General features: G+C 35.9%; 21 protein-coding genes. 3 read left to right on the forward strand and 18 right to left on the reverse strand.

Going from position 1 to position 26,087, the window contains the following annotated elements; all coding sequences use genetic code 11:
• Positions 1-300: 300 nt before the first annotated feature.
• The 5 genes from INR75_RS16460 to INR75_RS16480 form a co-directional block, all read right to left on the reverse strand.
• On the reverse strand, positions 301-813 hold the full coding sequence (locus tag INR75_RS16460) for a DUF4494 domain-containing protein (protein ID WP_223089647.1): 513 nt from the start codon (positions 811-813) through the stop codon (positions 301-303).
• Between the two features lie 126 nt (positions 814-939).
• On the reverse strand, positions 940-1,542 hold the full coding sequence (locus INR75_RS16465) for a YkgJ family cysteine cluster protein (protein ID WP_223089648.1): 603 nt from the start codon (positions 1,540-1,542) through the stop codon (positions 940-942).
• Between the two features lie 73 nt (positions 1,543-1,615).
• Positions 1,616-2,134: a cupin domain-containing protein gene (locus tag INR75_RS16470; protein WP_223089649.1), complete on the reverse strand. Its 519-nt coding sequence runs from the start codon at positions 2,132-2,134 to the stop codon at positions 1,616-1,618.
• A 72-nt stretch (positions 2,135-2,206) separates the two neighbouring features.
• Positions 2,207-4,480 (reverse strand): xanthine dehydrogenase family protein molybdopterin-binding subunit, encoded by a 2,274-nt coding sequence (locus tag INR75_RS16475; protein WP_223089650.1) that lies wholly within the window; start codon positions 4,478-4,480, stop codon positions 2,207-2,209.
• 15 nt (positions 4,481-4,495) lie between these two features.
• Positions 4,496-4,957: a (2Fe-2S)-binding protein gene (locus tag INR75_RS16480; protein WP_223089651.1), complete on the reverse strand. Its 462-nt coding sequence runs from the start codon at positions 4,955-4,957 to the stop codon at positions 4,496-4,498.
• A 292-nt stretch (positions 4,958-5,249) separates the two neighbouring features.
• Here INR75_RS16480 and INR75_RS16485 point away from each other — a divergent pair, with 292 nt between their 5' ends.
• Complete coding sequence (locus INR75_RS16485; protein WP_223089652.1) at positions 5,250-6,035, forward strand: DUF1080 domain-containing protein; 786 nt, start codon at positions 5,250-5,252, stop codon at positions 6,033-6,035.
• 1,037 nt (positions 6,036-7,072) lie between these two features.
• Positions 7,073-7,303 (forward strand): transposase, encoded by a 231-nt coding sequence (locus tag INR75_RS20650; protein WP_370629911.1) that lies wholly within the window; start codon positions 7,073-7,075, stop codon positions 7,301-7,303.
• A gap of 113 nt (positions 7,304-7,416) precedes the next feature.
• On the opposite strand, the gene INR75_RS16495 is transcribed toward INR75_RS20650, so the two are convergent.
• From INR75_RS16495 to INR75_RS16530, 8 genes are all read right to left on the reverse strand, one after another.
• Entirely contained in the window at positions 7,417-8,154 is a 738-nt protein-coding gene (locus tag INR75_RS16495; RefSeq protein WP_223089653.1) for a sulfite exporter TauE/SafE family protein, read from the reverse strand.
• 2 nt (positions 8,155-8,156) lie between these two features.
• Positions 8,157-8,597 carry a FixH family protein gene (locus tag INR75_RS16500; RefSeq protein WP_084840076.1) on the reverse strand — a complete coding sequence of 147 codons (441 nt, stop codon included), beginning with the start codon at positions 8,595-8,597 and terminating at the stop codon, positions 8,157-8,159.
• Between the two features lie 13 nt (positions 8,598-8,610).
• Complete coding sequence (gene ccoG / locus INR75_RS16505; protein WP_223089654.1) at positions 8,611-10,032, reverse strand: cytochrome c oxidase accessory protein CcoG; 1,422 nt, start codon at positions 10,030-10,032, stop codon at positions 8,611-8,613.
• 65 nt (positions 10,033-10,097) lie between these two features.
• Positions 10,098-11,075, reverse strand: coding sequence for a cbb3-type cytochrome c oxidase N-terminal domain-containing protein (locus INR75_RS16510; RefSeq protein ID WP_223089655.1), 978 nt, complete (start codon positions 11,073-11,075; stop codon positions 10,098-10,100).
• Entirely contained in the window at positions 11,072-11,257 is a 186-nt protein-coding gene (locus tag INR75_RS16515) for a CcoQ/FixQ family Cbb3-type cytochrome c oxidase assembly chaperone (protein WP_092542295.1), read from the reverse strand. Before INR75_RS16515 ends, INR75_RS16510 begins: the two co-directional genes overlap by 4 nt.
• 37 nt (positions 11,258-11,294) lie before the next feature.
• Positions 11,295-13,532 carry a cytochrome-c oxidase, cbb3-type subunit I gene (gene ccoN, locus INR75_RS16520; RefSeq protein ID WP_223089656.1) on the reverse strand — a complete coding sequence of 746 codons (2,238 nt, stop codon included), beginning with the start codon at positions 13,530-13,532 and terminating at the stop codon, positions 11,295-11,297.
• A gap of 15 nt (positions 13,533-13,547) precedes the next feature.
• Positions 13,548-13,727 carry a cbb3-type cytochrome oxidase assembly protein CcoS gene (gene ccoS / locus INR75_RS16525; protein WP_084840081.1) on the reverse strand — a complete coding sequence of 60 codons (180 nt, stop codon included), beginning with the start codon at positions 13,725-13,727 and terminating at the stop codon, positions 13,548-13,550.
• 66 nt (positions 13,728-13,793) lie between these two features.
• Positions 13,794-16,232: a heavy metal translocating P-type ATPase metal-binding domain-containing protein gene (locus INR75_RS16530; RefSeq protein WP_223089657.1), complete on the reverse strand. Its 2,439-nt coding sequence runs from the start codon at positions 16,230-16,232 to the stop codon at positions 13,794-13,796.
• 127 nt (positions 16,233-16,359) lie between these two features.
• Between INR75_RS16530 and INR75_RS16535 the strand changes: the two genes are divergently transcribed.
• The gene (locus INR75_RS16535; RefSeq protein WP_223089658.1) at positions 16,360-17,061 is read left to right on the forward strand and encodes a Crp/Fnr family transcriptional regulator; all 702 of its coding nucleotides are present in this window, start codon (positions 16,360-16,362) and stop codon (positions 17,059-17,061) included.
• Positions 17,062-17,142: 81 nt separating this feature from the next.
• Here the strand turns inward: INR75_RS16535 and INR75_RS16540 are convergent, their stop codons facing one another.
• The 5 genes from INR75_RS16540 to INR75_RS16560 are packed head-to-tail and all read right to left on the reverse strand — an operon-like array spanning position 17,143 to position 25,585.
• Positions 17,143-18,570 (reverse strand): glycosyltransferase, encoded by a 1,428-nt coding sequence (locus tag INR75_RS16540; RefSeq protein WP_223089659.1) that lies wholly within the window; start codon positions 18,568-18,570, stop codon positions 17,143-17,145.
• Positions 18,571-19,656, reverse strand: a complete 1,086-nt coding sequence (locus INR75_RS16545) for a HEAT repeat domain-containing protein (RefSeq protein ID WP_223089660.1) — start codon at positions 19,654-19,656, stop codon at positions 18,571-18,573.
• A gap of 54 nt (positions 19,657-19,710) precedes the next feature.
• Positions 19,711-20,067: a response regulator transcription factor gene (locus tag INR75_RS16550; RefSeq protein WP_092542283.1), complete on the reverse strand. Its 357-nt coding sequence runs from the start codon at positions 20,065-20,067 to the stop codon at positions 19,711-19,713.
• The gene (locus INR75_RS16555; protein ID WP_223089661.1) at positions 20,067-20,822 is read right to left on the reverse strand and encodes an Hpt domain-containing protein; all 756 of its coding nucleotides are present in this window, start codon (positions 20,820-20,822) and stop codon (positions 20,067-20,069) included. Before INR75_RS16555 ends, INR75_RS16550 begins: the two co-directional genes overlap by 1 nt.
• A 59-nt stretch (positions 20,823-20,881) precedes the next feature.
• Positions 20,882-25,585, reverse strand: coding sequence for a PAS domain S-box protein (locus INR75_RS16560; protein ID WP_223089662.1), 4,704 nt, complete (start codon positions 25,583-25,585; stop codon positions 20,882-20,884).
• Positions 25,586-26,087: the final 502 nt, after the last annotated feature.

Raw genomic sequence — 26,087 nt, forward strand, 5'->3', positions numbered from 1 at the left:
CTCAAAAATGTGGTTAGCATTTTTTTAATCCATTCTATATTAAGAAAACCGCTTTAATATTAACACTATAACAAAGAATAGCCTATATTTTTTTCTTAAATTATCAAAATTGTAACACAATACAAACTTAAATGCAGCATTATTAATTTCTTTAATAAAGAGTTTTGCAACATATATAGAGTTCAAATATTTTATTTCTCAATTTTGCTGAAACAAAAAAAGCCTCACAGTAACTTACTGAGAGGCTTAAAATTTTGATATTCTTATAAACTGAAATTCGTAAGTTTCAGCAACTATTATTTATTCTTCTTCCTGGCTTGCTTCCTCGCTTAGCGTTTCTACAGCATCCATCATATTGTATTTTTCCAGCTGCTCTTCTTCCCCGGTAAAATATGGAAATACGTCTAAAATTGGCGATTCTGCGATAGAAGGAATGGTGTAATCTCCCATGGTATCTTCCATCGCTTTTTCAGTATTTTCAAAAGCTTCTTTTACATCGTTTGCCTGCACCAGCATATAGCTATTCGATTTTTTCTCTTTTCCGCTTTCCTCGTCCATCGCAATAAGAGACACTTTCGATCTAAACCAACGATCTGAATTATCAAAAGGGTGAACCTCAGCGAAATTAGCGATCTTAATGTTTTTAATCATAAAATCTTCGCTGGTAAGCTTCTGTATTTCTTCAGTAATTCTGGTTTCAGCTTCAGTATAAGACACTGCATCCAGCAGATACACTTCTGTTACCACTTTTTGCTCGCCTGTTTCATGTGTTTTTCTGTATTTCACCTTACATTCATACCAAATTACGCTCATGTCTTAAATTTTTAGGAGCGCAAAAATAAAATTTAAAGCTTGCCAAGAAAGTAATCCTAAGATTAGATATTCACAAGTTTAAATTTCAAAAATGAATGCGTTTATTAATCAATATTGATCAAATATCTAAGCAGTTCTTTTCCAGTTAATTGGGAAAGGACGATACGAATAATATTGTAAAACTTCTTCTAAAGCTACTTTCATCGCTTTGTTAATAGGAATAATTTTTCTTCCTAAACTAAAATCTATTTGTGCCAATTGTAAATAGTAATCACTAAAAACTGGTACCGCCAACTCTTCATTAATCGCTACAGATGTTTTCTGAAAAGCAACCGACTGTCCCTTTAAAATTTTACAACTAACCAGCTGAAGTTTCCCCAATTTATCTCGCTGTGCAGCATAACCAAAAAGCCTGCAAACCAATCCACGTTCGTGATAAGACGAACATCTTCCCAAACCACTTTCTAAACTTAAAGTTTTATATAAATGGCAAATTTCTAGAGTAGATGTATTTAGCTGGGCTAAAGTTTCCTCAGCTTTTCCAGATAAAAAACACTGAAATGCCCAGGGCAAAAATTCTAAAGGCGAAGCCTGGATTCCTGGTTTTTCACAACATTTTCCGCATCCTACTGCACAGCTAAATCCAGCCTGAGCCTGAAAAACATCAAGCTCTTCTGAAAGGGTTTCGAATAAACTTTCGACTGCCCTTACTTTTTCTTCTAATTTCATACAAAAGGCGAAATTAGTTGAAAATCGAATCTGATTTAAAAAAATCTTAGGCTGAAATTGTTAAATATTAGGCCTAGTTTTTGAACTCCTCATCGGTCACAGGATCAAACCATTTAGAGCCGCCCATTTCAACATTAGGAATCACGAAAACATGTGTCATATCTTCTTCTACAGAAGCTCCATGCCAGTGTTTTACGTTCTTTGGAACTTTCACTACGTCGCCTTTCTTAATTACTTCTTTAGGCTGACCTTCAATTTGATGAAATCCAACGCCATTGGTAACCATTAAAATCTGGCCGCTAGGATGATAATGCCAATTGGTTCTGGAACCGGCTTCAAAAGTAACTGAACCAGATTTTGTAGTATAAATAGAATCTTCAGGCACTAAAAGGTTCATATAAACATTCCCGACAAATTTCTCTGCGGAAGTTTTCTTTCCTTTTTCAAAAATAAGATCTGAAGTAGTTTTTTGAGTTTCGGTTTTAGTTATAGCTGCTGAAGATTTTTCTTTTTCTTTGGAAGTTTTTTGGTTACAACTAAAACATAAACTTGCTGCTATAGTTAAAATAGTAAGCGCTGATCGGTTTCTCATAGCGTTCTTTTTTGCTAAATGTAAAAAGAAGCTTCTAAAAGAAGCAAACTAATCAGCGCTTTTAATAAAGCTTTATGTTTTTAAGTCACCCTGAAGTCCTGAAATATAAGGCTGATCATAGAAACGTTTCCCGGTTGCTTTATATAAAGCATTGGCTAAAGCACCAATAACCGGTGGAAAAGGTGGTTCACCTAATCCTGTAGGATCTATACCATTTTCAGCAAAATAAACTTCTATACTTTTTGGCGCTTCTTTATGCCGAATTAAGCGATACGTATCGTAATTGCTTTGTTGTGGCATCCCGTCTTCAAAACTAATTTTACTGTATAAAGCATGGCCAATACCGTCTATCGTTCCACCTTCAACCATATTTTTAGCAGCATCTGGATTTACTACAATTCCGCAGTCTACCGCGCAAACCACTTTATCGATAATTGGCTCGTTATTTTTTACTCGAAGATCGAGGATCTGGGCTACATAAGAATTGTGACAATAATAAGCCGAGATTCCGCGATTTAGATTTTGATCATCTTTTTTCCAACCAGATTTATCTCTTACCATTTCTAAAACGCCGGCAAAACGAGCGGCATCATAATCGTTATTTTCCCCTACCGGGTTTTCCTTTGCTTTCTTCAAAAGATCTAGTCTAAACTGAATTGGATCCTGGCCGGTTTCTTCAGCAAGTTCATCTAAAAATGATTGCTCGGCGCCGGCAATAAAATTCGATCTTGGCGCTCTAAAAGCTCCAATAGAAATATTACTATCTACCGTCCAGCTTTCAGCTAAATAATTATCGATAGCCCCGGCAGGGAAACGATTGGCAAATAACGGACTCTCTTTTATTCCTCCTGCATTTACATGAAACGCAGTAATATTATTATTAGCATCTAAAGCAGCTCTATATTTTACGTGATATGCCGGGCGATAAACACCATCTGTCATATCATCTTCTCTAGAATACACCAACTTAACAGGCGCACCAGCTTTTTGAGAAATCACAGCAGCTTCTACCAGGAAATTTCCGTATAAACGACGTCCAAAACCACCGCCCATTCTGGTCATTTGGATATCTATATTTTCTAAATCTAAACCTAAGCGAGACTGAATCGTTTTCTCGGCATATTCCGGAGTTTGAATTGGCCCTAGTAATTCGGCTTTATCTGCAGTGACATTAGCGAAAAAGTTCATAGGTTCCATACAATTGTGCGCCAAAAACGGACAAGTATATGAGCGCTCTATTACTCTCGCTGCATTTTTAAAAGCAGCTTCTGGATCGCCATCTTTTCGTATCGCTTTCGCTTTTTTAGAACCAACATCGGCCATCAAAGAAGTATGAGTTGCTGAACTTTCTAAACCACTCACCTCACCCATTCCGGCAGATTTTTCAAGAATTTCGATCTTTTTGGTCAGTTCTGGATTTAAATCCCATTCTACCTCTAGTGCTTTTTTAGCCTGCATCACCTGCCAGGTGGATTCCCCTAAAACAACAACAAGTTTACTAAAGGCAGAAACATCACTCCACTGTTTTTGTGTATCTTCAGGATAGGTATCGATCGTAAAAACGTCTTTAATACCCGGCATTTCTTTGATCTTCTCGGCATCCATTGATTTAAATTCCATTCCAAATTTTGGTGGATGAACGATCATGGCCGTTAACATTCCTTCTTTATAAGTATCTAGACCAAAAAGCGGTTGCCCGGTAACGATCTTTTTAGCATCTACATTTTTTCTTGAAGAACCAATAATCTTAAAATCGTTCTTAGATTTTAGAACCACTTTATCTTCTTCTGGAATTTCAATCTCTGCAGCGGCTTTCGCAATCTCTCCGTAGGAAATAGTTTTATCGCTACCCGAATGTGAAATGACTCCGTCTTCTACTTTTAGCTCTTCCACTGGTACGTCCAGTTGTTTTGCAGCAGCTTCTAATAACATATATCTTGCCGTTGCTCCCGCTCTTCTTAGCGGTTCCCAGCCCTGGCGAATAGATTGACTACCACCTGCAAGCTGTCTTGAATATAATTCAGTATTTAAAGGCGCTTGTTCTACGATCACATTATTCCAGTCTACATCAAGCTCTTCGGCCACCATCATTGGCATCGAGGTTTTTACATTCTGGCCAATTTCAGGATTTGGAGAATAGATCGTTACTACTCCATTATCGCCTATTTTTAAGTAACCGTTTAGTTCAAACCATTCATCTGGCATTTCTAAAGCGGCGTCTGCCACGGCAACTTCTTCGCTACGTTTACACGCTAGCCAGTTAAAACCAATAAGCAAACCACCACCGGCAATACCAACACTTTTTATAAAAGATCTTCTATTTACTGTTGTGCTTTTCTTTGTCATTTTTCTGAGGTTAAATTAGGCTACTTGGGATTTTGAAGCTTTTATCGCAGCTTTAATTCGGCTATAGGTTCCGCAGCGACAAATATTACCATTCATTGCGTTCTCTATTTCTTCGTCTGAAGGATTTGGATTGCTTTCTAATAATGCTGAAGCAGACATAATCTGACCCGCCTGACAATAACCACATTGCGGAACGTCGATTTCTAACCACGCCTGTTGCACAGGATGATCTCCGTTTTCAGATAAACCTTCGATAGTTTTAATTTTACTTCCTTCCAGAGAAGAAACGGGTAACTGGCAGGATCTCACTGCAGATCCATTAAAATGAACCGTGCAAGCCCCACATTGGGCAATTCCGCAGCCATATTTTGTTCCAACTAGATTTAAATGATCTCTTAAAACCCATAAAAGTGGGGTACTTGGGTCGACATCTACGGTTTTATCTTCACCGTTAATATTAAGATTGAATTTCGCCATGACATAATTTTTTCATAAAAATTACTAAAATAATCTTTAAACAGTCTTAAATCCTGTCTATTTGGAATTGTTTTAAATAAAATGCATTGAGAATTTCCAAATCATATTCTAGTAGAAAATGCCTTTGATTTCATTTATCGAATAAAAATTACACTCAAAATCAACCAAAATCGATTTAATTTCTGAAAACTGATCTAGTCTCAAACTTTATAATTCCGTAATTTTTAAAGGCTTTTTATTTGTTATTCTTTATATTTCAGAAAAAATTTAATTACACACTATTTTAACGAATATGAAAAAATCTAAAATAGCCGCACTATTTTTATTCGGAATTGGTTGTTCTGCCATCGGTTTTTCTCAAGTTGATGCTCCTACTACTCCGCCTGAAGAATCTCCAATGCCCATGAAACCAGAAATGACTGAAATTTGGGAACCACAGGTAGAAAAAATCACTCCGGGTGAAAAACCTGGCGATGCACCTTCAGATGCGATCGTTCTTTTTGACGGTGAGAATTTAGACCAATGGGTAAGTCAAAAAGATACTACACAAGCAGCTCCCTGGGATATTAAGGATGGATATTTTCAAGTAGTACCGGGGTCTGGTGGTATTCAAACAAAAATGAAGTTTGGTGATGCACAAATCCATATCGAATGGAGTGCACCAGATAAAGTTGAAAACTCTGGGCAGGGCCGTGGAAATAGCGGATTGTTCCTTCAGAATAGATACGAATTACAGATTTTAGATTCATACAATAACCGTTCTTACAGCAACGGGCAGGCAGGAAGTATTTACAAAGATGTGCCACCTTTAGTGAACGCTATGCGCTCGCCTGATAAATGGAATGTTTACGATGTGATCTACACTGCACCACGTTTTAAAGACGGAAAAATAGATCAAAAAGCCAAGATCACCGTGCTTCATAATGGAGTTGTTGTACAAAACAACACTACGATACAGGGCTTAACGCTTTATATTGGATTGCATAATTATCCAGAAGCGCACGAAGAAGATGTGATCGCGTTACAGGATCACGGCACTAAGGTTCAATTTAGAAATATTTGGGTTAGAAAATTATAATTGAAAATATCGATTTTCAATGAATGGATCCGGCTATGTTTTTAGTCGGATTTTTTTGTGAGTAGAATTTTGGTAAACTAGACGCTTGGTATTTTGGAGCGTTAGATCTGATTTTTTTAGAATGAAGCGATAGCGAAATCAAGATTGTATCGAGAACTTTTGGAACGCTATCGTAAATATCAACGAAAAGAGATTTCTCGGCTACATTACATTCCGCTCCTTTAGACTTATATTGTTATTTGAGAGCAGTATTACTAAGAAAAGAGAGCGGAACTTGGGTACACTATTTTCACTCAGAACATAAAGTTCAAAGTTCGATTCAGACCTAAGTTCAGACTTTCATCAACAATCTCTAATAGAAATTCGGGATACAAGCCCATTATCAAGGAGTTGAGTTATTGATAAAATCCTTCTTATCTGGAAAGCTTTACAAAGTTATGAAAAGTATTTATGTAGGTATCGACATCAGTAAAAACACTTTGGACTTTTGTGTTAGATCTCCCAGTGGGGGCAACCTTTCACAAGATTGGTAACAAAGTTAAAAGTATTCGAAAGCTACTGCAAAGCATAGCTAAGTTAGATGCCAGCGCATTTATAGCCATAGAAACACAGGTATTATAACCATAATCTCTACCAAACTATGAAAGACTTTGATTTTAACGTATACGTAATAGACCCCAAGCATATTAAAAGAAGTATTGGTCTGGTACGTGGTAAAAATGATAAGGTAGATGCCAAGAGGATCGCTATATTCATAGAAAGGAACTATTAGAATTTTGAATGCTGGAAACCCTGCAGCGAAGCCATCAGATCTTTAAAAATATTGATGAGCCAACGTAAGTCAAAAATAAAGCAGTGCAAAGGGATCAAACAGCAAATGGCCGATTTAAAAGATATTACTTTTAACAGCAGTACCAGAAAACTGATCAAGATCAATCAAAGGCTATCAAAGAATTGGATAGGCACATCCACGAAATAGAAACTTTGATCCGTGCCGAGATCAATCGAACCCGATTTTACAACAACAGCTCAAAAGGATCAAGACCGTACCGGGCATACACGATGTTACCGCTTGGATAATCGCCGTTAAAACCGAAGCCTTCCAACGTTTGACCGATCCTAGAAAGCTAGCCTGTTTCGCTGGCTTAGTACCATTTGAGCAACAGAGCGGCACCAGCCTAAGAACCAAACCCAGAGTATCTAAAATGGCAGATATGGCAACAATTAAAAATCAAACAAATTATAAAAACCGATTGGAATTGTCATAGAAATCGAAATGACATTTTTCAAATCCAAATTCAGCATTCAGCATTCAAAATAATTTCACATGCCTATATTATAATATCTAAAAGCATAGAGATCTAATTTCTAAAATCTAATTCTACTGCTTATCAAAAGAAATTTGTACGGGTTCGTGGCATTCGATTTTGGCGTCGACTTTGTCTTTTGCCATTGCCGGGGAGAGATACGGGATATTTAATCCTGCACCGCGAAGGATAAATAAAAGGCCTGTTAAAACAACGAATATTGGAATTAGCTTTCTTATTTTTTCCCGTGTTTTTACTCCGCTTGAAAGTTTGGTAGATAAAAATACTGCTGTCGTCATAAGCGGGATAGTTCCTAAGCCAAAAAATACCATGTATAAAGCTCCAAAACCGGCATTAGCCTGCGCAATTGCTCCCAGCATTGCCATGTAAACGAGTCCGCATGGTAAAAAACCATTCAGCATACCAATAGAAAGGAAAGTATCTGGTGATTTCTTCTTTAAACCGGCTCCAATTTTTGATTTTAACCGACTTATAATTCTTAAAAAAGGAGTGCCAATTTTATCGAATTTCATACTTCCGAAGGAAAAAACTACCGTCAAAATCATCAAAACTCCTATAGCGATCGATAGTTTTTGTTGTGCCGCAAAAAGATTTAATCCTTTCCCCAGCAAGCCAAATAACAGTCCGATTACGGCGTAGGATAATATTCGCCCAAAATGATAAAGAAATAACTGAAAAAACATCAGCGGCTTTTTATCCCTGTTTAGAGGTAATAAAAACGCAATGGGACCACACATCCCTATGCAATGAAAACTACCTAAAAGTCCGAATATCAAACCGCTGATGAGCATATCTAGTAAGTAATGGATTTTTTAAATAATACTTCTTTTCCCTGGTAGGTCATTTCTACAGAAATATCCCAACGCCCTTCGATTAATTGTGCTTCAGGAATTACAATCTTGCCTTCAGTAAGTTCTAATGGCAATGCAAAATCGAGTTTTTTGTTAGAAGGTCGATAAAGGTTTACTTTACCTTCAATTTTTCCCTGAGTTTCAGGAAAAATAAGCTCATAACCTTCATTAGTTTTATTCCCTGTAATCTCTTCAGAAAAAAGATTCAGGTTCTTTTCAGCATCGATCTCCTGTTGAAAATGCAACTCTTTTCCGTAGTAATCTTCAACTACAAGATCGTGCTCATATTTTTCGTCGGTACTCATTTTTATCACAAAAAACATGATAAAACCAATAAAACATCCCATGCCAATTACGAGTCCGGTTCCCCAATTAAATTTCATAATTCTGTCTTTTTTATCGATAACTACGAGGCCCAAGGAAATTGGTTGTCGTAGTTTCTATTAATTTATTATTACTGTATACACCTATTTTAAGCTTTTCTTTTTCACCTTTTAAAGAAGCGGATGGCACCTCGATAAATAAAGTTCCTTCTGCAAATCCCTGTTTTGGCACAACTAGGCTATCACTTTTCACCAATCGCACCTCGCCTTTATGAGAGATCAATTTAAGCTGAACATTCTCGATATTTTCGGTAGTTTTATTGACCAGTTTAAAGGTGAAGACATTGCTGATCCTGTTATTTTCCTGGTGTTCGTAAAGTTGCCCCGGTAAACGAAGAATCCTGGCTTCAACATCATTCCGTAGAAATAACATTCCTGTTAAAACACCTACTAAAATGATCAAAACCGCCGTATAGCCTTTTAATCTGGCTGTAAATTTGAATTTGGCCTTTTTCTCGATATTTTCTTCACTAGCATATCGAATAAGACCTTTTGGTAGATTAACGGCATCCATCATCGAATCACAGGCATCGATACAGGCTGTACAATTTACACATTCTAACTGCGTCCCATTTCGAATATCGATCCCGGTAGGACAAACCTGTACACATTGCAAACAATCGATACAATCTCCTTTTCCCGTAGCCTGTCGATCTTCATTTTTTCTGAATTTTGCACGTCCTTTTTCCTTTTCTCCACGTTTATGATCATAAGCTACAATGATCGATTTATTATCCAATAAAACACCCTGAAGCCTACCATAAGGACAGGCTATAATGCAAACCTGCTCTCTAAACCATGTAAAGATGAAGTAGAAAACCCCGGTGAATATTAATAATGAAATAAAAGTGCTTAGGTTTTCTGCAGGACCTTCAGTGATGTATTCTAAAAGCTGGTCGCTACCGATTAAATAGGCAAGAAAGATATTTGCGATTAAAAAAGAAATGATAAAGAAAATCGTCCATTTTAGGCCTTTTTTCCAAATCTTTTCAGCATTCCAGGCTTGCTTTGCTAAACGTATTTGCTTACCGCGATCGCCTTCTATCCAATATTCGATTCTTCGGAAAACCATTTCCATAAAAATGGTTTGTGGGCAAATCCAACCACAAAATATCCTTCCAAAGGCCACAGTAAATAAGATCACGAAGACTACTCCTATAATCATCATGATCACCACCAAATAAAAATCCTGCGGCCAGAAAGGATACCCAAAAAAATTAAAGCGGCGTTCCAGTACATTGAAGAGCAAAAACTGGTTGCCATTAATTTTTAAAAATGGAGCAGCAAATAATATCGCAAGTAAAAAATAGCTTACCAGCTTGCGATATTTGTAAAATTTACCGGAAGGTTTTTTAGGAAATATCCATGCTCTTTTACCTTCCTGGTCTATTGTTCCAATAGAATCTCTAAAGTTATTTTCGGGGATCGTGCTCATAACTTAGGCTCACCATTGTGAGTAATTAAACAGAGCCGACTTAAAACGGCCGACTCTGGATTTGTTTATTCTTCAAACTCTTTCTCTACCGCTTCATCATCCATAATTACTTCTACAGAAGTTGAATCGGCTGAGACTTCTACATCTACTTCCTCTACAGGAGCATTTTCGTCGATCCAAAGATCGCCTTGTGGTTCTTTAGGATCTGCCGGTGTAGTACCGTGTAGGCTTAAAACATAGCTGGCTACCTGGGCGATTTCCCCCGGTTTTAAATCTGTTTTCCAGGATACCATTCCTTTTCCAGGACGCCCTCCTTCAGAAATAGTATTGAAAACATTTTTAATACCGCCACCTAGAATCCAGTAGTCGTCGGTTAAGTTAGGCCCAATACCACCACCGGCATCCTCCTTATGACATGCCACACAATTACCGGCAAAAATTGCCTGTCCTGCTTTTACATCTTCTTCTCCTGTAAGCAGTTCAACCGTGTTTACATCTATTAGATCTTTAGCTGTTTTCTTATATTCTTCGATCGCTTTTTTAGCTGAAGCCACTTCTGCGATATATTCTTCTTTTTGATCTGGTGCATCAAAAATGTGATGTCTTACCAAATAAACCACAGCAAAAACCATTGTAGCGTAAAAACCATACAACCACCATGGCGGAAGGTTATTATCCAGCTCGCGAATCCCGTCGTAATTATGATCTAAGATGATCTCATCTTCCTCTTCAACCGGCTTACTATCGTTCATTCTTTTCCAGAATGCTTTTAGTTTAGCAAAGCGGTTCTTTTTTCTTAAGGATTGCTGTTGAAGGTATCGCTCCTGAGCTTCTGGAGTTAAACTTCTAAATAATACTGAAGTGATACTGGCCAGCACAACTTCCATAGCAATACCAAATACAAATAGAATACCTATTACTGCCCAAATTATCGGGTATTCCATAAATGCCCATTCTTCTGAAGATTCTATCGTTAATTCAAGAAAAATAAAGGCCAGAACCGTGATTGCGATAACTCTTAAAAATGATGCCGTATTTCTCATAATAATTCCTGATTGTCCTCCTCTAAAGGAATGTTACTCACTTGTTTTATATGTTCTTTCTTAGCGGTAATTACCCAGGCAAAAAGCGCTACGAAAAAGATGAAGAATATCAGTAGAGATACCATGGGATAGATCTCTACCCCATCGATATTCTCTAGATTTCCTTTTATAAATTTTAGCATGATCTAGTTTTTTGATGTTATAACTTAAGCTGAATATTTATTTGATCGCCCCAAGGCCATCTTCAGTTTCACCAAGAATATCGGCTTCCTGTTCTTCGTCGACATTCTTTACTTTAATATCTGTACCCAATCGTTGCAGATAAGCGATTAGAGCAACTATTTCACGGTTACGCATTTCAACGAATTCCTCTCCGTTTTCCTGTGCGTAAGCTTTATCGGCCTCGTAGGTTTTCGCAAAATCTGGATCGCTATACAGGTTTTCTTCAATTTGTTGTCCCTGCTCTGTCATCCAATCCTGTGCTCTGTCGATTTCAGCCTGAGTGTAAGGAACACCTAAACTTACCATGGCTTCCATTTTATCTTCAGTAGAAGTTTTATCAAGCTCTCTGTTCAGTAACCATTTATAAGATGGCATGATAGAACCAGCCGATGTACTTTGTGGATCGTATAGGTGATTTAAATGCCAGTTGTCTGAATATTTCCCACCAACTCTTAAAAGATCGGGGCCGGTACGTTTACTACCCCACAAGAACGGATGATCGTAAACATATTCTCCAGATTTAGAATATTCGCCATAACGCTCTACTTCACTTCTAAAAGGACGAATCATCTGTGAATGGCAGCTTACACAACCTTCGCGGATATAAAGATCTCGACCTTCTAATTCTAGCGGTGTATAAGGTTTTACACTAGAAATTACCGGAACATATTCATCTACCATCAAAGAAGGAATAATTTGTACCATACCACCTATCAAGATCGCGATCGTAGCGAAAATGGTAAGTTTTACCGGTCTTCTTTCTAACCAGGTATGGTAACCTTCTTTAGCCGTTCTTTTATTAGTGATCTTAGCAAGTGGAGCAGCTTCAGCTAATTCATCTGTAACTTTAGTTCCCTGTTTTGCTGTTTTGTATACGTTGTAAAGTGCAATAAATGCTCCTACGATAAACAAACTACCTCCAATCGCTCTCATCCAGTACATTGGGATAATCTCAGTAAGTGTTTCTAAGAAGTTACCGTAAGTTAGCGTTCCATCTGGATTAAATTGTTTCCACATAGACGCCTGTACAAAACCAGCCACATACATTGGTAAAGCGTACATAACAATACCTAAAGTACCAATCCAAAAATGTGCATTTGCTAATTTTACAGACCAAAGTTTAGTCTTAAATAATTTTGGTACTAACCAATAGATCATTCCAAAAGTTAAAAAGCCATTCCATGCTAAAGCGCCTACGTGAACGTGAGCAATCACCCAGTCACTAAAGTGTGCAATAGCATTAACGTTTTTAAGAGAAAGCATTGGCCCTTCGAAAGTTGCCATACCATAACCGGTAATTGCAACCACCATAAATTTAAGTACAGGATCTGTTCTTACTTTATCCCATGCTCCACGAAGGGTTAATAATCCATTGATCATCCCACCCCAGGATGGTGCAATTAACATTACAGAAAAAGCAACACCTAAATTTTGTGCCCAATCTGGCAATGCAGAATATAATAAATGGTGAGGCCCTGCCCAGATATAAATAAATATTAAAGACCAAAAGTGAACGATCGATAATCGATAAGAATAAACCGGTCTATTGGCTGCCTTAGGAACAAAGTAATACATTAATCCTAAAAACGGAGTGGTAAGGAAAAATGCAACCGCATTGTGGCCATACCACCATTGTACAAGCGCATCCTGTACACCAGCATAAACCGAATAACTTTTTAAAGCACTTACCGGTAATTCGATACTGTTTACGATGTGTAAAACGGCTACCGTTACAAATGTTGCCAGGTAAAACCAGATCGCAACATATAAGTGGCGTTGTCTACGTTTAAAGATCGTACCAATTAAGTTCGCTCCAAAAGCAACCCAAACTAAAGCAATACCAATATCGATTGGCCATTCTAACTCGGCATACTCTTTAGAAGTCGTGTAACCTAAAGGCAAGGTTAAAGCTGCTGCCACAATGATTGCCTGCCAACCCCAAAAGTTGAAGTTACTAAGCGCATCACTCCACATCCTTGCTTTTAATAATCGCTGGGTAGAATAGTATACTCCGGCGAAAATTGCGTTCCCTACAAAGGCAAAGATCACAGCATTGGTATGTAATGGTCGTAAACGGCCAAAACTAAGCCATGAGATCCCATCTGTTAGATTAGGGAACAAAAACATAAAAGCGAGCAATAGCCCTACACTCATTCCAACAATACCCCAAAAAATCGTGGCATTGATAAATTTCCTTACGATCTTGTTGTCGTAATAAAACTGCTCTTTTTCCATAAGATTATAAACAAATTATTTATCGGTGATTTTAGAATTTTCTTTACTGTCTATGACTTCATCCTCAAACAGCATTCTTACAGATGGGGTATAGGTGTCGTCGTACTGTCCCCTTTTTACCGATATGATAAAGGCTATAAAAAAGACAATCGCTACGACCACACTAATACTTAGCAACACGTAGATGATATTCATGGGATTTCTTAATTTTTTGTAAAAATATTATGAGCCTTGCTGGCAAAAAATGACATTTATCAGGTTTTACTGATAATTAAGTTCTGCTTGATATTGTATATTTTTAGCATCCTTTTTTAAAATCCTTTTCGCTGAATACTGTGAACTTACCGTGGTAAACGCCACAATACTAATGGAACTTAAAGGCATTAAAATAGCAGCAACGATAGGCGACAGATGCCCGGTAACTGCAAATCCAAGACCTATTAGATTATAAAAAAGAGATAGTAAAAAGCTGAATTTTATAATGCGATGACCACTGTTGGCGAGGCTAAAAAACTGACCAATCTTACCAAAGACCGAAGCATCTAAAATGGCATCACAGGCTGGCGAAAAAACGTTAATGTTTTCTGAAATTACTACCCCAACATCACTCTGTTTTAATGCTCCGGCATCGTTTAACCCATCCCCAATCATCATTACAGATTTTCCTTCTTCCTGAAGTTTTTTAATAAACTGTAACTTATCCTGAGGCTTTTGGTTAAAGCTCATTTTGGTGCTTAGCGGTAATAATTTTTCAAGGCTTTTTCGTTCGCCATCGTTATCCCCAGAAAGCACAAATAATTGCTTGTTTTGGCCTAATTCTTTAAATAATTGCGTGACATTTTCACGATATTCATTTTTTAATATATAGCGTCCTTTATAATGATTGTTGGTACTAATATGTACCGCAGTTTGATTTAATACATCCTGCTGTAATTCGTTGTTTTCAGCAACATATTTAAAGGCGCCTATTTTTATCGAATTTCGGTTTGCAGAAGCTGCCATTCCTTTCCCAACCTCTTCAGTAAAAGAATCGAGCGTTTTAATATCATTTTGTTCTAAAATCTCATAAAGTGATCTACTTAATGGATGGTTAGAAGCTCTTAAAGTGCTATTTAGCAGCGATTTTTCTTCTTCGGAAAGCAAATCACCCTCGTAGGTGATGATATTTCGTTTGGTTGAAGTAAGTGTTCCTGTTTTATCGAAAACTACCGCATCGATATTGGCCATTTTTTCGATGATATTGGCTTCTTTTAGATAGAATTTATGCTGACCGAAGATTCGGAGTAAATTTCCTAAAGTAAACGGCGCAGCCAAAGCCAATGCACACGGGCAGGCAATAATTAGTACGGCCGTAAAAACCTGTGGCATCATCGAAGGATCGATAAAGTACCAGGCAATTGTGGCCAAAATCGATATACTTAAGATCGCTTTTGTAAAATATCCACTTATTTTATTGGTAAGATCCTGAAAGCTTCCTTTAAAATTCTTATCGAAAACCTCGTTATTCCATAACTGCGTGAGATAAGATTGTTCTACAGGTTTTAGAACTTCAACCTGAAGTAATCCTGCTGTTTGTTTTCCTCCGGCATAGATTTTATCGGCTTTTTTAATAGAAACCGGCACCGCTTCTCCTGTTACAAAACTATAATCGATCAAAGCATCACCTTCAAGCAATTTTGCATCTACAGGAATGAGTTCATTATTGCGAATAAGAATTTTATCACCTTTTCTGAGCTTATAAACTTCTACCTGTTCTTCGTTTTGATTTTGGGTATTTGGATGATTAATTCTTGTAACCCCAATTGGGAAATAAGATTTATAATCACGCTCAAAAGACAAATAAGAATAGGTTTTTTGCTGAAAGAATCTTCCTAGTAATAAAAAAAATACCAAACCAGAAAGACTATCAAAAAAACCGGTTCCCAGATCAAAAACAACTTCAAAAGTGCTTCTTAAAAATAGCACGGTAATTCCCAGTGCAATAGGCACATCGATATTTAGAATTCCAGATTTTAAACCTTTAAATGCTGAAATAAAATAAGTGCTGGCCGAATAAAATACCACCGGTAAACTAAACGCGAACATTAACCAGCGAAACACATATTTAAACTGATCCAGCCAAAATTCTTTAACTTCAAAATATTCAGGAAAAGATAAAAACATGATATTGCCAAAAGCGAAACCGGCAACACCAAGCTTGTAGATTAAACTTCGGTCGATGTTCTTTTCTTTTTTATCAGTATCAGAAAGAGAAATATAGGGTTCGTAGCCTAGTTTGCAGAGCAATTCAACCAATTGGGAAAACGTAATTTTTTCCGCAGAAAAATGGACTCTTAAGGTTTTTTCAGGAAAATTAACCTGAGAATTTTTGATTCCCGGGTGCAGTTTAGAGAGATTTTCTAACACCCAAATACACGAACTACAATGAATTTCTGGAATAAGAAGATTTACGATACAAACTTCCTTACTTTTAAATTCAAGCAGTTTTTCTACAATCTCGTCATTCTTAAGAAAATCGAATTTCCCTAATTGAGTTTTAGGAGAGATTCCAGGGCGTTCGTCAAGAGCGTAATAATAACTAAGATCATTGCTACTTAAAATTTCGTAAACCGTTTTGCATCCATTACAGCAAAAATCTTTCTCATCAAAAACAAGAGAGTCGCTTTTACAAGCTTCGCCACAGTGGTAACATAATTTCATAATTTGCACAACTTAACCGTAGTACAAATATTCGCTGCTTATAGAAATTAAAATATGATAAATATCAGTTGACTTAAATGTTTACCTTTGTAAAACCAAAAAAGTAACCAATACCCGACGCTTTAGTATGAAAACCCCTGAAAAAACAAGGTGCGAAAGTTGTATCATTAGACAGTTTAATGCATTAAAGGCTTTTAGTAAAGAGGAGTTAAAAGTTATTTCGGATAATAAGATCACTAAAGATTTTAAAAAAGGTGAACAGATCTTTAAAGAAGGTGAGAAATTAAACGGTGTTTTTTGTGTTCGTGATGGTGCCTCTAAACTTTCGAAACTTAGTGAAAATGGAAAGCATCAAATCGTAAAAATCGCTAAAAAAGGTGAAATTTTAGGTCAGCGTTCTGTGGTTGCAGACGAGCAAACCAACCTGAGTGCCACGGCGCTTAACGACACTTCGATGTGTTATATCCCTAAGCAATTGATTATTGATAAGATAAACGAGAATCCAGAATTTACTCGGAATTTATTGAAGATCATGGCTTCAGACCTTAGGGAGTCTGATAATTTTATCGTGAATATGTCTCAGCACAACGTAAAACAGCGTATTGCTGAAGCTTTACTTTATCTTGAAACTAATTTTGGAACCGATGATGAAGGATTTTTATCGGTAAATCTTAGCCGAGAAGATCTTGCAAATGTGGTAGGAACAGCAACCGAAAGTTGTATTCGATTGATTGCTGATCTTAAAAAAGATGGTTTAATTACTACCAAAGGGAAAAAGACCAAAATTGATGATAAAAGAGGTCTTGAAGATATGATTAGCGGCTTTTAAAATTGAAAAACACTAATTGATTTTTTATAAAAATTAGATCGAATTTTAACGAATTTCGATAAGTAATTTTAGACAAAAATCTTATTTCTTTGATGAATTAGACAATCCGGTTCTTGTCATCTCTCCCCAACTCTTTTTACCAATTATAAGATCCCAGTTTCCACGCACTGCAGCCCACATAACGAAAGGATGATAAATGATAGGTTCTAAAAAGGCAGTTCCAATAAGCTTAAAAATATACCTCGGCTTTTTATATTGCTGAAAGCTGTATTCTTCAAAAAATAACGCGGTGATCGAAAAAAGTACTGCGAAAGCATAAACCACGAATAGAAAAGTAAAGAAAAACTTCCAGCTGATGAGGCCATTCCAAAGCAGGAAAATAAAAAATATAGTTCCTGAAAATTCTATTATTGGAGCCATCCACTCAAAAAACAACCAAAATGGTGTAGATAATAAACCTAATACACCGTATTTAGGATTAAAGATCATTTTTTTATGCAAAAGCAAAGTTTCTGCCGTCCCTCTGGTCCAACGATTACGCTGTCTTTTTAAGATCTCCCAACTTTGTGGAACTTCTGTCCAACATAGTGGATCGGGCACAAAACCAACTTTATAAGGGATATTCTTTTCGCGCATCATACGACGCATGCGCACTAAAAGCTCCATATCCTCTCCTACAGTATTATGATTATAACCACCGGCTTCTATCGCTATTTGTTTATCGAACATTCCAAAAGCTCCAGATATTAAGAGTAAGCCATCGACACGAGACCATGCCATCCTTCCCATTAAAAATGCCCTAAAGTATTCGATAACCTGAACCCTGGCGACAAATTTTTCGGGTAAACGTACTTCTAAAATTCTACCATCTTCGATTACACAACTATTAGCTACACGTATAACTCCGCCTGAAGCAATTACTTTTTTTCTATTATTAAGGAATGGTTTTATAAGCTTAAGCATCGCATCGTATTCCAGAATACAATCTACATCAATACAACAAATAATATCATTGCTACAAACATTGATCCCGGTATTTAAAGCATCTGCTTTTCCGCCGTTCTCTTTATCGATAACCAGCAAATTCTTAAAAGCAGTATTCTTAGATTTATAGACACCACGAATTGTTTTGGTTTTGATAAAGTAATGAAATAAATAATCCTGTTTTTCAAGATCATATTCATCGATTAGACGCTGCATTGTATCGTCCTTACTCCCATCGTTAATGATCACGATCTCGAAGTTTGGGTAATTGATGGTGAGAAGTGACCTTACATTTTCAACAATGTTAAGTCCTTCATTGTACGCGGGCGCTAATATGGAAACTGGAGGTAGTTCTGAAGCTTGTAGCAATGCAATTTCATCTCTGTAATTATTAGAGCGTTTATAATCTCTAATTTCAAAAATCGAAAATATAGCGGAGAATAAATAGCCTAGGCAAATTAGAATACCGTACACTAAAAAAAGCCAACTGGCGATATCTGCAATGTCGTCGAAGGTAATACCCATTTACAGCAATAATGCTTTTTCTTTTTCGTATTGGTTATAGATCTCTTGTCTTTGCTCGGGTAAAAAATATTGAGCGATGCCGTAATATTTGATCTTAAGATCCCACTCGTGATCCTGAATTTTATCTTTAAGCATGATCAAATCATTATAACTGCCCAAATGCTTTATTGCATCTAATATAGTCTTTTTTACAAGATTTGTTTCTTTACCAAATATAGAAATTAAGGTATCTATAACTTCCTGATGTTCTAAAGCACTCAGTGATCGCACAGCTTCACATCTAACTTCTTCTGCGTTATGAGCTAATAATGGTAAAAGCTCTGAAATATTCTCGAATTGATTAAATTTAGCGATCATTCTTATCCCAAATTCTACCACACTATTTTGTGAAGCTTGAAGTAATTTAGAGAAATCTGGTATTTCCCCATGATATTCATTTTTTAGAGCATCTTCAATAAAGATCTCTTCCCATAAAGTTAAAGGCTTATCTAAATGATCCAAAAATTCTAAAGGGTCGTTTTCGGCTAATTTGATAAAGTATAACTGTGCCTGCTGTCTAACCTCATCCTGACGATGATTTAACAATGGTCGTATCTTTTCTAATTCTACCGGAATAAGCATTTCAGACAGACTAAATAATGCTCTAGACTTACTATACCAGGCTCGTGCTGCCAGTTGTTTTTTACAGAATTCGTCTAAATTCCATTGTAAAAAAAGATCTCTTAATTGCGTAGCCGACTCTCCTTTAATATTGCTATGGAAAAGTAATATCTCTTTGATCGTAATCTTAATTTCTAAGGGCGTGTTTAAATGCTCATTACGAAATTTCCTGAGTTCATTCTCACTATCAAACTCCTCGTCGAAAAGAAAATTGTTTAGAATATCTTCTAGAAGTAAACGCTGTTCTTCTTTTTTTCGATTTCTGAATATCTTATAAAGTCTAAGTAAAATAATAAAGCCAACAAATAGAACGGCAAAAACGAAAAAGATTATCGTCATCATAATATTTACCATTATTACAAAAGGGAGATCGTCGGGAAAATACCCAAATATCCACTGTAAATCTATGGAAAAAACAACTGCCATATATGATCTTTAAAATCATAAAGCAATTACCACAACACCTTAAAACTTAACTATTTAAGAAAGAAGTCTTCTCACTCTTAATGATAATTCATTAGGACTAAATGGCTTTGTTATAAAATCTTCTACGCCCATATTAAAAGCATCCATTATAATACTTTCTTGTGTAGATGTCGATAAAACAATGATGGGAACCGCAGATAAATTTTCTTTTACATACGCAATAAGTTCGTTCCCTGTAACAAAAGGAAGGTTAAGATCTGTTAGAATAAGATCATATTCGTCTTCTTTTAAAAGCTTCATTGCTTCTCTTCCATCTGGCGCGATAATCACATTATAGCCATCTTTCGTAAGCTTAAATTGAAGAGATTTTATGACCATTGCGTTATCTTCTATAACTAAAATCTTCTTCATTATTGTAGGTTTAGATTGGGGTAATCTCTCTTTAATGCATTCTGAATTTCTGCAAATTCAGTAAATAATTCTTTTATTAGCTTTTTAAAATCCTCTTCTTTTGCTTTATAGGTTATTTCGTCACAAAGTTCTACTCCTTTGAAATTTTCTACCATCGCAAACGAAGGTTTTATTTTGTGTGCTATCTTACGAATTTCTTCGTAATCCTTAGCTTTAACCTTAAGATACAACTCTCCTATATCTTTTGCAACAGATAATGAAAAAAGTTGTAAGGACTCCTCAATGAACTCTGTATTATTATCTGATATTTCTTTCAAATAATCGATCGAATAGTAGGGAGATTGTTCTACATTTAAGTCTTCTTCGCCCTGATTTTTAATATGCTGCAGTAAGATATTAATGTCGTCGCCCAATACATAAAATTGATCTACGGGAACCAGTTTTTGTGAAGCAACGATCTCTGTTCCTTCAGACTCCTCCTGTAAAACTATACTATACGGATTTTTATTAAGTTCGGTTTTAATGTAATCGATCGTTTTGTAGGCATTTAAAGGAATGTTATTTTCCTGAATGATCAATGTCTTAAAACCGTCTTCGGTTTCGAACTTTTTAATGGCCTCTAAGCCAGACTTTGCGTGATCACAATAATATCCCTGCTCTTTTAAATAAAGAGAGAGCTGGGAAATCTGATCGTAATCTTTATGCACGATCAAGATACCATGTAAGTTTGCCAATACTTCTGACTGCTCTTCCATTTTGTAGGCGATTTAGGGCTAATAACCTGCAAAATTTCTATAAAAAAATAGTTCTATTATTATATGCTATCTTTTAATAAATTTATTTCTGCTTCGATCTCTTTTTCTAAATCTAGTAATAGAGATTCTTTAAATAGGTTAAATTCTTCTAATTTTGCTGCAAGATACTCCAATTTATAAAAACAACAATTCTGCGCAGAGCCTTTTATTTTGTGACCAAGCTTATTTATCCCTTCTAGATCACGATGCTCTATTTGTCTTCTTAATTGTTTTGGATAATCGTCTAAACTTTGTTTTACGATCTGTATTAACTGGTTGTATGTATTTTTATCGTAATCGAACTTTTCCAGTAGTTTTTGTTTATCAAAGTGCTGGAGACTGCTAGTATTCTCCAGGTCGTCATTTTTATTCAATAAAAATTCTTCAATTACAGATTTTATGGTTTCAAAAACTACAGGCTTTGTAATGTAATCGTCCATACCTGCTTCAAGACACCTGTCCTTTTCTCCTTTTATGGTTCTGGCCGTTAGAGCAACGATGGGTATGTGACTGTCATTGTTTTGCTCGGCTTCGAACTTTCTAATCTCTTCTGAAGCCTCAAAACCACTCATTATTGGCATCTGAATATCCATGAAAATGATATCTATTGGATTTACTTTGTAAAACGCAACCGCATCCAGTCCATTTTCAACTTCAAAAATCTCGGCATTAGGCACTGCTTTGGTAAGAATAGTTTTCGCTAAGAATTTATTTACCGGATTATCTTCTGCCACTAAGATCCTAAATTTATCTTCAAAAGTCTTTTCTGTCACCACATCTACAGTATGTTCTTCAATATTTTTTAATGGAGCCTGTATCTGGTTTAACATGCCAAATAATTGATCTATTTTAATTGGCTTGGTAATATTAAACTGTACATTAAGTTCTTCGCAGGATTTACCCAGTTTTTCTTCTTCAGCAGAACTATGTAAAAGGATTAAAGGTAATTGTTCTGCATCTACTTTTAAATCATTTCTAAGGTGGGCTATAAAATCGATCCCCGTCATGTATGGCATATTGTAATCTACAATGGCCAGCTGATATTTATTTTCCTTCTCTAAGACATTAAGGGCTTCTATAGCATTAGAAACTGCATCGCAGTTTATATCTTCCATCGCCAACATTTCCTTTAAGATGACCTGATTATTGTAATTATCATCGATCACCAAGACATCTTTAATCTTCCCAAGATTGTCACTTAAGAAAGACTCTCCTCCTTCAGATTCAAAACAAACTTTAAATGAGAAAGTAGAGCCAACACCTAACTCGCTACTAAGATTCAATTTACTGTCCATTAAATACAGTAACTTATTAGAGATGGTAAGTCCTAAACCGGTTCCTCCATATTTTCTTGTGGTACTGGCATCTTCCTGATCAAAGGCTTTAAATATTCGCTCTAAATTTTGCGGTGCTATTCCTATCCCTGTGTCTCTAACAATAAATGTATATTCTCTTTTATTTTCCTGGTTAATCTCCCCTGCTTCGATTCTTAGCTCTATTTCACCTTGATTGGTGAACTTGACCGAATTTCCTAACAGGTTGGTTAAAATCTGGCGGATCCTAACAGAATCTCCATAGATATACCTATCTACATCTGGGCTAATATTCAATAAAACTTCAAGGCCTTTTTCATGTGCCTTATGTTTTACTACATCTACAGTTTGACCACAAAGCTCAATTAGGTTTACTTTTTCTACGCTAAGTTCTAATTTACCAGCTTCGATCTTAGAGAAATCAAGAATATCGTTTATCAGGTCTAATAATGTATTGGCCGAATTATAAACCGTTTCCATGTATTGTTTCTGGCTCGCATTTAATTCGGTTTTCATCAAAAGATCTGTAAAACCTATCACACCATTAAGCGGTGTTCTAATTTCGTGACTCATATTCGCCAAAAATTCAGATTTAGATTTACTCGCGGCCTCAGCTTTTAGCTTGGCTTCTACCAGCGAATTTTCCATATCTTTTCTTTTGGTAATATCCTGAATGGTTGCTAAAATAATATCTCGCCCATTAGAATCTTTTATTTTCGCGCCATTTACCAATGCTGGATAAATTGTACCATCTTTCTTAATGAAATTCTTTTCGAAAGGTTCAACTTTACCGTTTAAAACTACTTTCCCAAATCGATCCTGAGCGAGTGGGATAAATTCTTTTGGAGTAATTTTTCTATAAGACATTCCGGTAAACTCTTCTTTGGTATAACCAGAAGATGCAATTAGGGATTGATTAGCTTCTACAAAAGTACCATTCTCTACATCTATTAAACCTATCCCAATAGGAGAAAGCTCGTATAAAGATCTAAACCTGGCTTCATTTTGTTTGATCTTACGTTCTGCTATTTTTCTATCGGTAATATCACTTTGAGTACCAATCATTCTAAGTGGCTTTTTATCTTCGGTCCAGTCGGTTACCTTTCCTCGATCTAAGATCCATTTATATTCGCCGTCTTTACATTTAATTCTTTTTTCGATATGGTATACAGATACATTTCCATTGAAATAATCTTCTAAAGCTTTTTCAGATTTTTCTCTATCGTTTGGATGTATTCGTTGATCCCATTCTTCTACATCGCTAAGCTCATCACTTTCATCAAAACCAAGCATTTCTTTAGCTCTCTTGGATAAAAATTGAGTATTAGTATCGATAAACCAATCCCAAATACCATCACCAGAACCTTCTAAAGCAAATTGCCAGCGCTGCTCACTTTGTTTTAATTCTTCCTGAATTGCTTTTAACTGAGAAATATCTGTGGCTACACCAACATAACCTGTTATCTCATTTTGGGCATTTTTAATAGCCGTTACAACCAATTGAACAGGAAAACGCTCTCCATTTTTACGAATATAGGTCCACTCTAAAGATTCATAATCCTTAACCTTAGGCCCTGTTGTAAAAACATCAAAACCTTTAATTTCTCTACCGTATTTTTCACTTAGCTCTATTTCTCTTTGCTTTATCTCTTCCTGATCATGAAGAATAAAAACTTTTTCCTTATCGATTACATCTTTAGCTTTATAACCAAAGAAATTTTCAGCACCCCTATTAAACTTCTTAATTACACCGTTTAGATCACTTTCTATAATAGAAACCTGCGTGGTAGCTTCCATTAGATTTTGAAGTTCTCTAAAACCTTTATTTATATTCTCCTGCGCTTCTTTGGCCGCCGTAATATCATTTATTTGTGAGATGAAATAGATTGGTTTACCACTCTCGTCCTTCAATAGAGAAACGGTTAATAATCCCCATAAAAGATATCCTTCTTTATGGATATATCGCTTCTCCATACTGTAAGTATCTATCTCTCCAGCAAGGAGTTTATTTAATAGGCTTAGATCTTTATCAAGATCTTCTGAATAAGTTACATCCATAAATGACATTTGCAAAAGCTCGTCATTAGTGTAACCAATCATTTTACTAAGATTTCTGTTTACATTGATCCATTGGCCATTGAGAGAAACCAGAGCCATTCCGTTTGGCGAATAGTCGAAAGCGCTTTTAAACTGACTCGCATTTTTATAGGATTCGGCTTCTAGTGCTCTACGGGCTGTAATATCTTCAACCTGTGTAATAATCAATTTTGGAGTACCATCTTCGTTTCGAAGCAAGGAAGTAAAAGACTGAACCCAAATAATCGTTCCATCTTTTTTGTGAAATCTACATTCGATCCTATAACTATCGAAATCGCCTTCTATTAGTTTTTTTCTCTTTGTGGCCGCCATTTCCAGATCATCTTCATGTATTACGTCCTTTAAAGAAAGTTTATAGATATCCTCTAAAGACGAATCGTTATAACCAAAAAGATCGATTGCCGCTTTATTGGCATGAAAAACCTTATTCGTTACAGGTTCAACCAGAATTATTCCTAACGGCGAAGTATCAAAAATGCCCTGAAATCTAGACTGAGTGGTCTGCAATTGAAAATCCTGAAGTTTTTGCTCTGTAATGTCTTGAAAAGCACCATAAACCCGCACCGTTTTTCCGTCTTCAGTTTCAGCATTTCCAAATACTTTAACCCATTTTTTATTTCCCTTGGCAGATAAAATTTCAAAATCGTCCATAAAAGAAGAGCCTTCTTCTACAGCTTTGGTGAAAATTCTGGTAATCCTTTCTCTATTTTCGCCTTCCAAATAGAAATTTATACCATCTGGTACGTTTGGTTCATAATCATCATCAACTTCATGAATAGCTTTAGTGACCTTGGTCCAAAGCACTTTACTATTTACAATATCTACCATCCAGCCACCAACAGATGCTATTTCGTTGGTTTTATCAAAAACTTCATTTAATTTTTTTAGGTAACTATTTTCGTCATGCAGACTTAAGTACTTTTCTTTAAAAGGAATATATTGCTGAAGAATAAACACATAATCTTTTTCTCCGCAGGCTCCACAACGCATTTTTTTAAAATGAAATCTCCACTTTTTAGCTTCGATATCTGGACTGTAGAAATCGATATGTTTATCTTTTTCTTTTGAAACTATAAAATCCTGAGTAAACTGAAGAAAACTAACCTCCTCGTTATGTAATTCACTTAAATGCTCAAAATCAAGTATTTTTTTATTCCCGGAAACTTTTTCGAAATTACCCCAAAAGGCTTCTTCGGCAATATCGACAAACCATATACATTCAAAGATATGCTCCCCAAACCAAGATATAAGATTAGCGTTTTCTGCAATTAAATTTTTAAACTCTGCATGTAGATCCTTAAAATGTAATGCCATAAAAATTTGTCGTGAATTAACCCAATAAGACTTTCAACCTGATAAATATAAATTATATCTGATGTAATTTACAATAATATTCGTTTTTGAACATTAAAATCGATCAGCAATGCAAAATATTAATTTTCAGCTTAAAATATAGTATAACGTTAAATTGAAGTTGCTCAGCATTTCTTTAAACCGCAAAGTATGACTAGCTTAAGCGACAGAAAATAGTATTAAAATAAAAAGAGTCGAATTCATTTTTCTTCAGATTTTTATGAATTGCCTCAATAAAAAAGTAAGATTTTATTTACATAGAATAAGAATATAAATTTAAAATTGTAGGAATTAATACTACTCTAAAACAAATATTTGAAGTAAACATCCTCATGGCAAGTCTCGGGGTTATATCCCTGGGTGTTGTTGCCAATGAAATGCTTCGAAAAATTTACATTCTTCAAACTTTAATTATAGTTTCTTTATATTAAGGTGTTAAATATATCCTTAAGTCTCACCAGTC

The sequence above is a fragment of the Zunongwangia sp. SCSIO 43204 genome, assembly GCF_019904275.1.
GTDB classification, from domain to species: Bacteria; Bacteroidota; Bacteroidia; order Flavobacteriales; family Flavobacteriaceae; genus Zunongwangia; species Zunongwangia mangrovi.

Excerpts from the sequence above, each read along its gene's own strand:
- INR75_RS16460 (WP_223089647.1), bottom strand. The coding sequence starts at position 813 with ATGAGCGTAATTTGGTATGAATGTAAGGTGAAATACAGAAAAACACAT.
- INR75_RS16465 (WP_223089648.1), bottom strand. The coding sequence starts at position 1,542 with ATGAAATTAGAAGAAAAAGTAAGGGCAGTCGAAAGTTTATTCGAAACC.
- INR75_RS16470 (WP_223089649.1), bottom strand. The coding sequence starts at position 2,134 with ATGAGAAACCGATCAGCGCTTACTATTTTAACTATAGCAGCAAGTTTA.
- INR75_RS16475 (WP_223089650.1), bottom strand. The coding sequence starts at position 4,480 with ATGACAAAGAAAAGCACAACAGTAAATAGAAGATCTTTTATAAAAAGT.
- INR75_RS16480 (WP_223089651.1), bottom strand. The coding sequence starts at position 4,957 with ATGGCGAAATTCAATCTTAATATTAACGGTGAAGATAAAACCGTAGAT.
- INR75_RS16485 (WP_223089652.1), top strand. The coding sequence starts at position 5,250 with ATGAAAAAATCTAAAATAGCCGCACTATTTTTATTCGGAATTGGTTGT.
- INR75_RS16495 (WP_223089653.1), bottom strand. The coding sequence starts at position 8,154 with ATGCTCATCAGCGGTTTGATATTCGGACTTTTAGGTAGTTTTCATTGC.
- INR75_RS16500 (WP_084840076.1), bottom strand. The coding sequence starts at position 8,597 with ATGAAATTTAATTGGGGAACCGGACTCGTAATTGGCATGGGATGTTTT.
- ccoG (WP_223089654.1), bottom strand. The coding sequence starts at position 10,032 with ATGAGCACGATCCCCGAAAATAACTTTAGAGATTCTATTGGAACAATA.
- INR75_RS16510 (WP_223089655.1), bottom strand. The coding sequence starts at position 11,075 with ATGAGAAATACGGCATCATTTTTAAGAGTTATCGCAATCACGGTTCTG.
- INR75_RS16515 (WP_092542295.1), bottom strand. The coding sequence starts at position 11,257 with ATGCTAAAATTTATAAAAGGAAATCTAGAGAATATCGATGGGGTAGAG.
- ccoN (WP_223089656.1), bottom strand. The coding sequence starts at position 13,532 with ATGGAAAAAGAGCAGTTTTATTACGACAACAAGATCGTAAGGAAATTT.
- ccoS (WP_084840081.1), bottom strand. The coding sequence starts at position 13,727 with ATGAATATCATCTACGTGTTGCTAAGTATTAGTGTGGTCGTAGCGATT.
- INR75_RS16530 (WP_223089657.1), bottom strand. The coding sequence starts at position 16,232 with ATGAAATTATGTTACCACTGTGGCGAAGCTTGTAAAAGCGACTCTCTT.
- INR75_RS16535 (WP_223089658.1), top strand. The coding sequence starts at position 16,360 with ATGAAAACCCCTGAAAAAACAAGGTGCGAAAGTTGTATCATTAGACAG.
- INR75_RS16540 (WP_223089659.1), bottom strand. The coding sequence starts at position 18,570 with ATGGGTATTACCTTCGACGACATTGCAGATATCGCCAGTTGGCTTTTT.
- INR75_RS16545 (WP_223089660.1), bottom strand. The coding sequence starts at position 19,656 with ATGGCAGTTGTTTTTTCCATAGATTTACAGTGGATATTTGGGTATTTT.
- INR75_RS16550 (WP_092542283.1), bottom strand. The coding sequence starts at position 20,067 with ATGAAGAAGATTTTAGTTATAGAAGATAACGCAATGGTCATAAAATCT.
- INR75_RS16555 (WP_223089661.1), bottom strand. The coding sequence starts at position 20,822 with ATGGAAGAGCAGTCAGAAGTATTGGCAAACTTACATGGTATCTTGATC.
- INR75_RS16560 (WP_223089662.1), bottom strand. The coding sequence starts at position 25,585 with ATGGCATTACATTTTAAGGATCTACATGCAGAGTTTAAAAATTTAATT.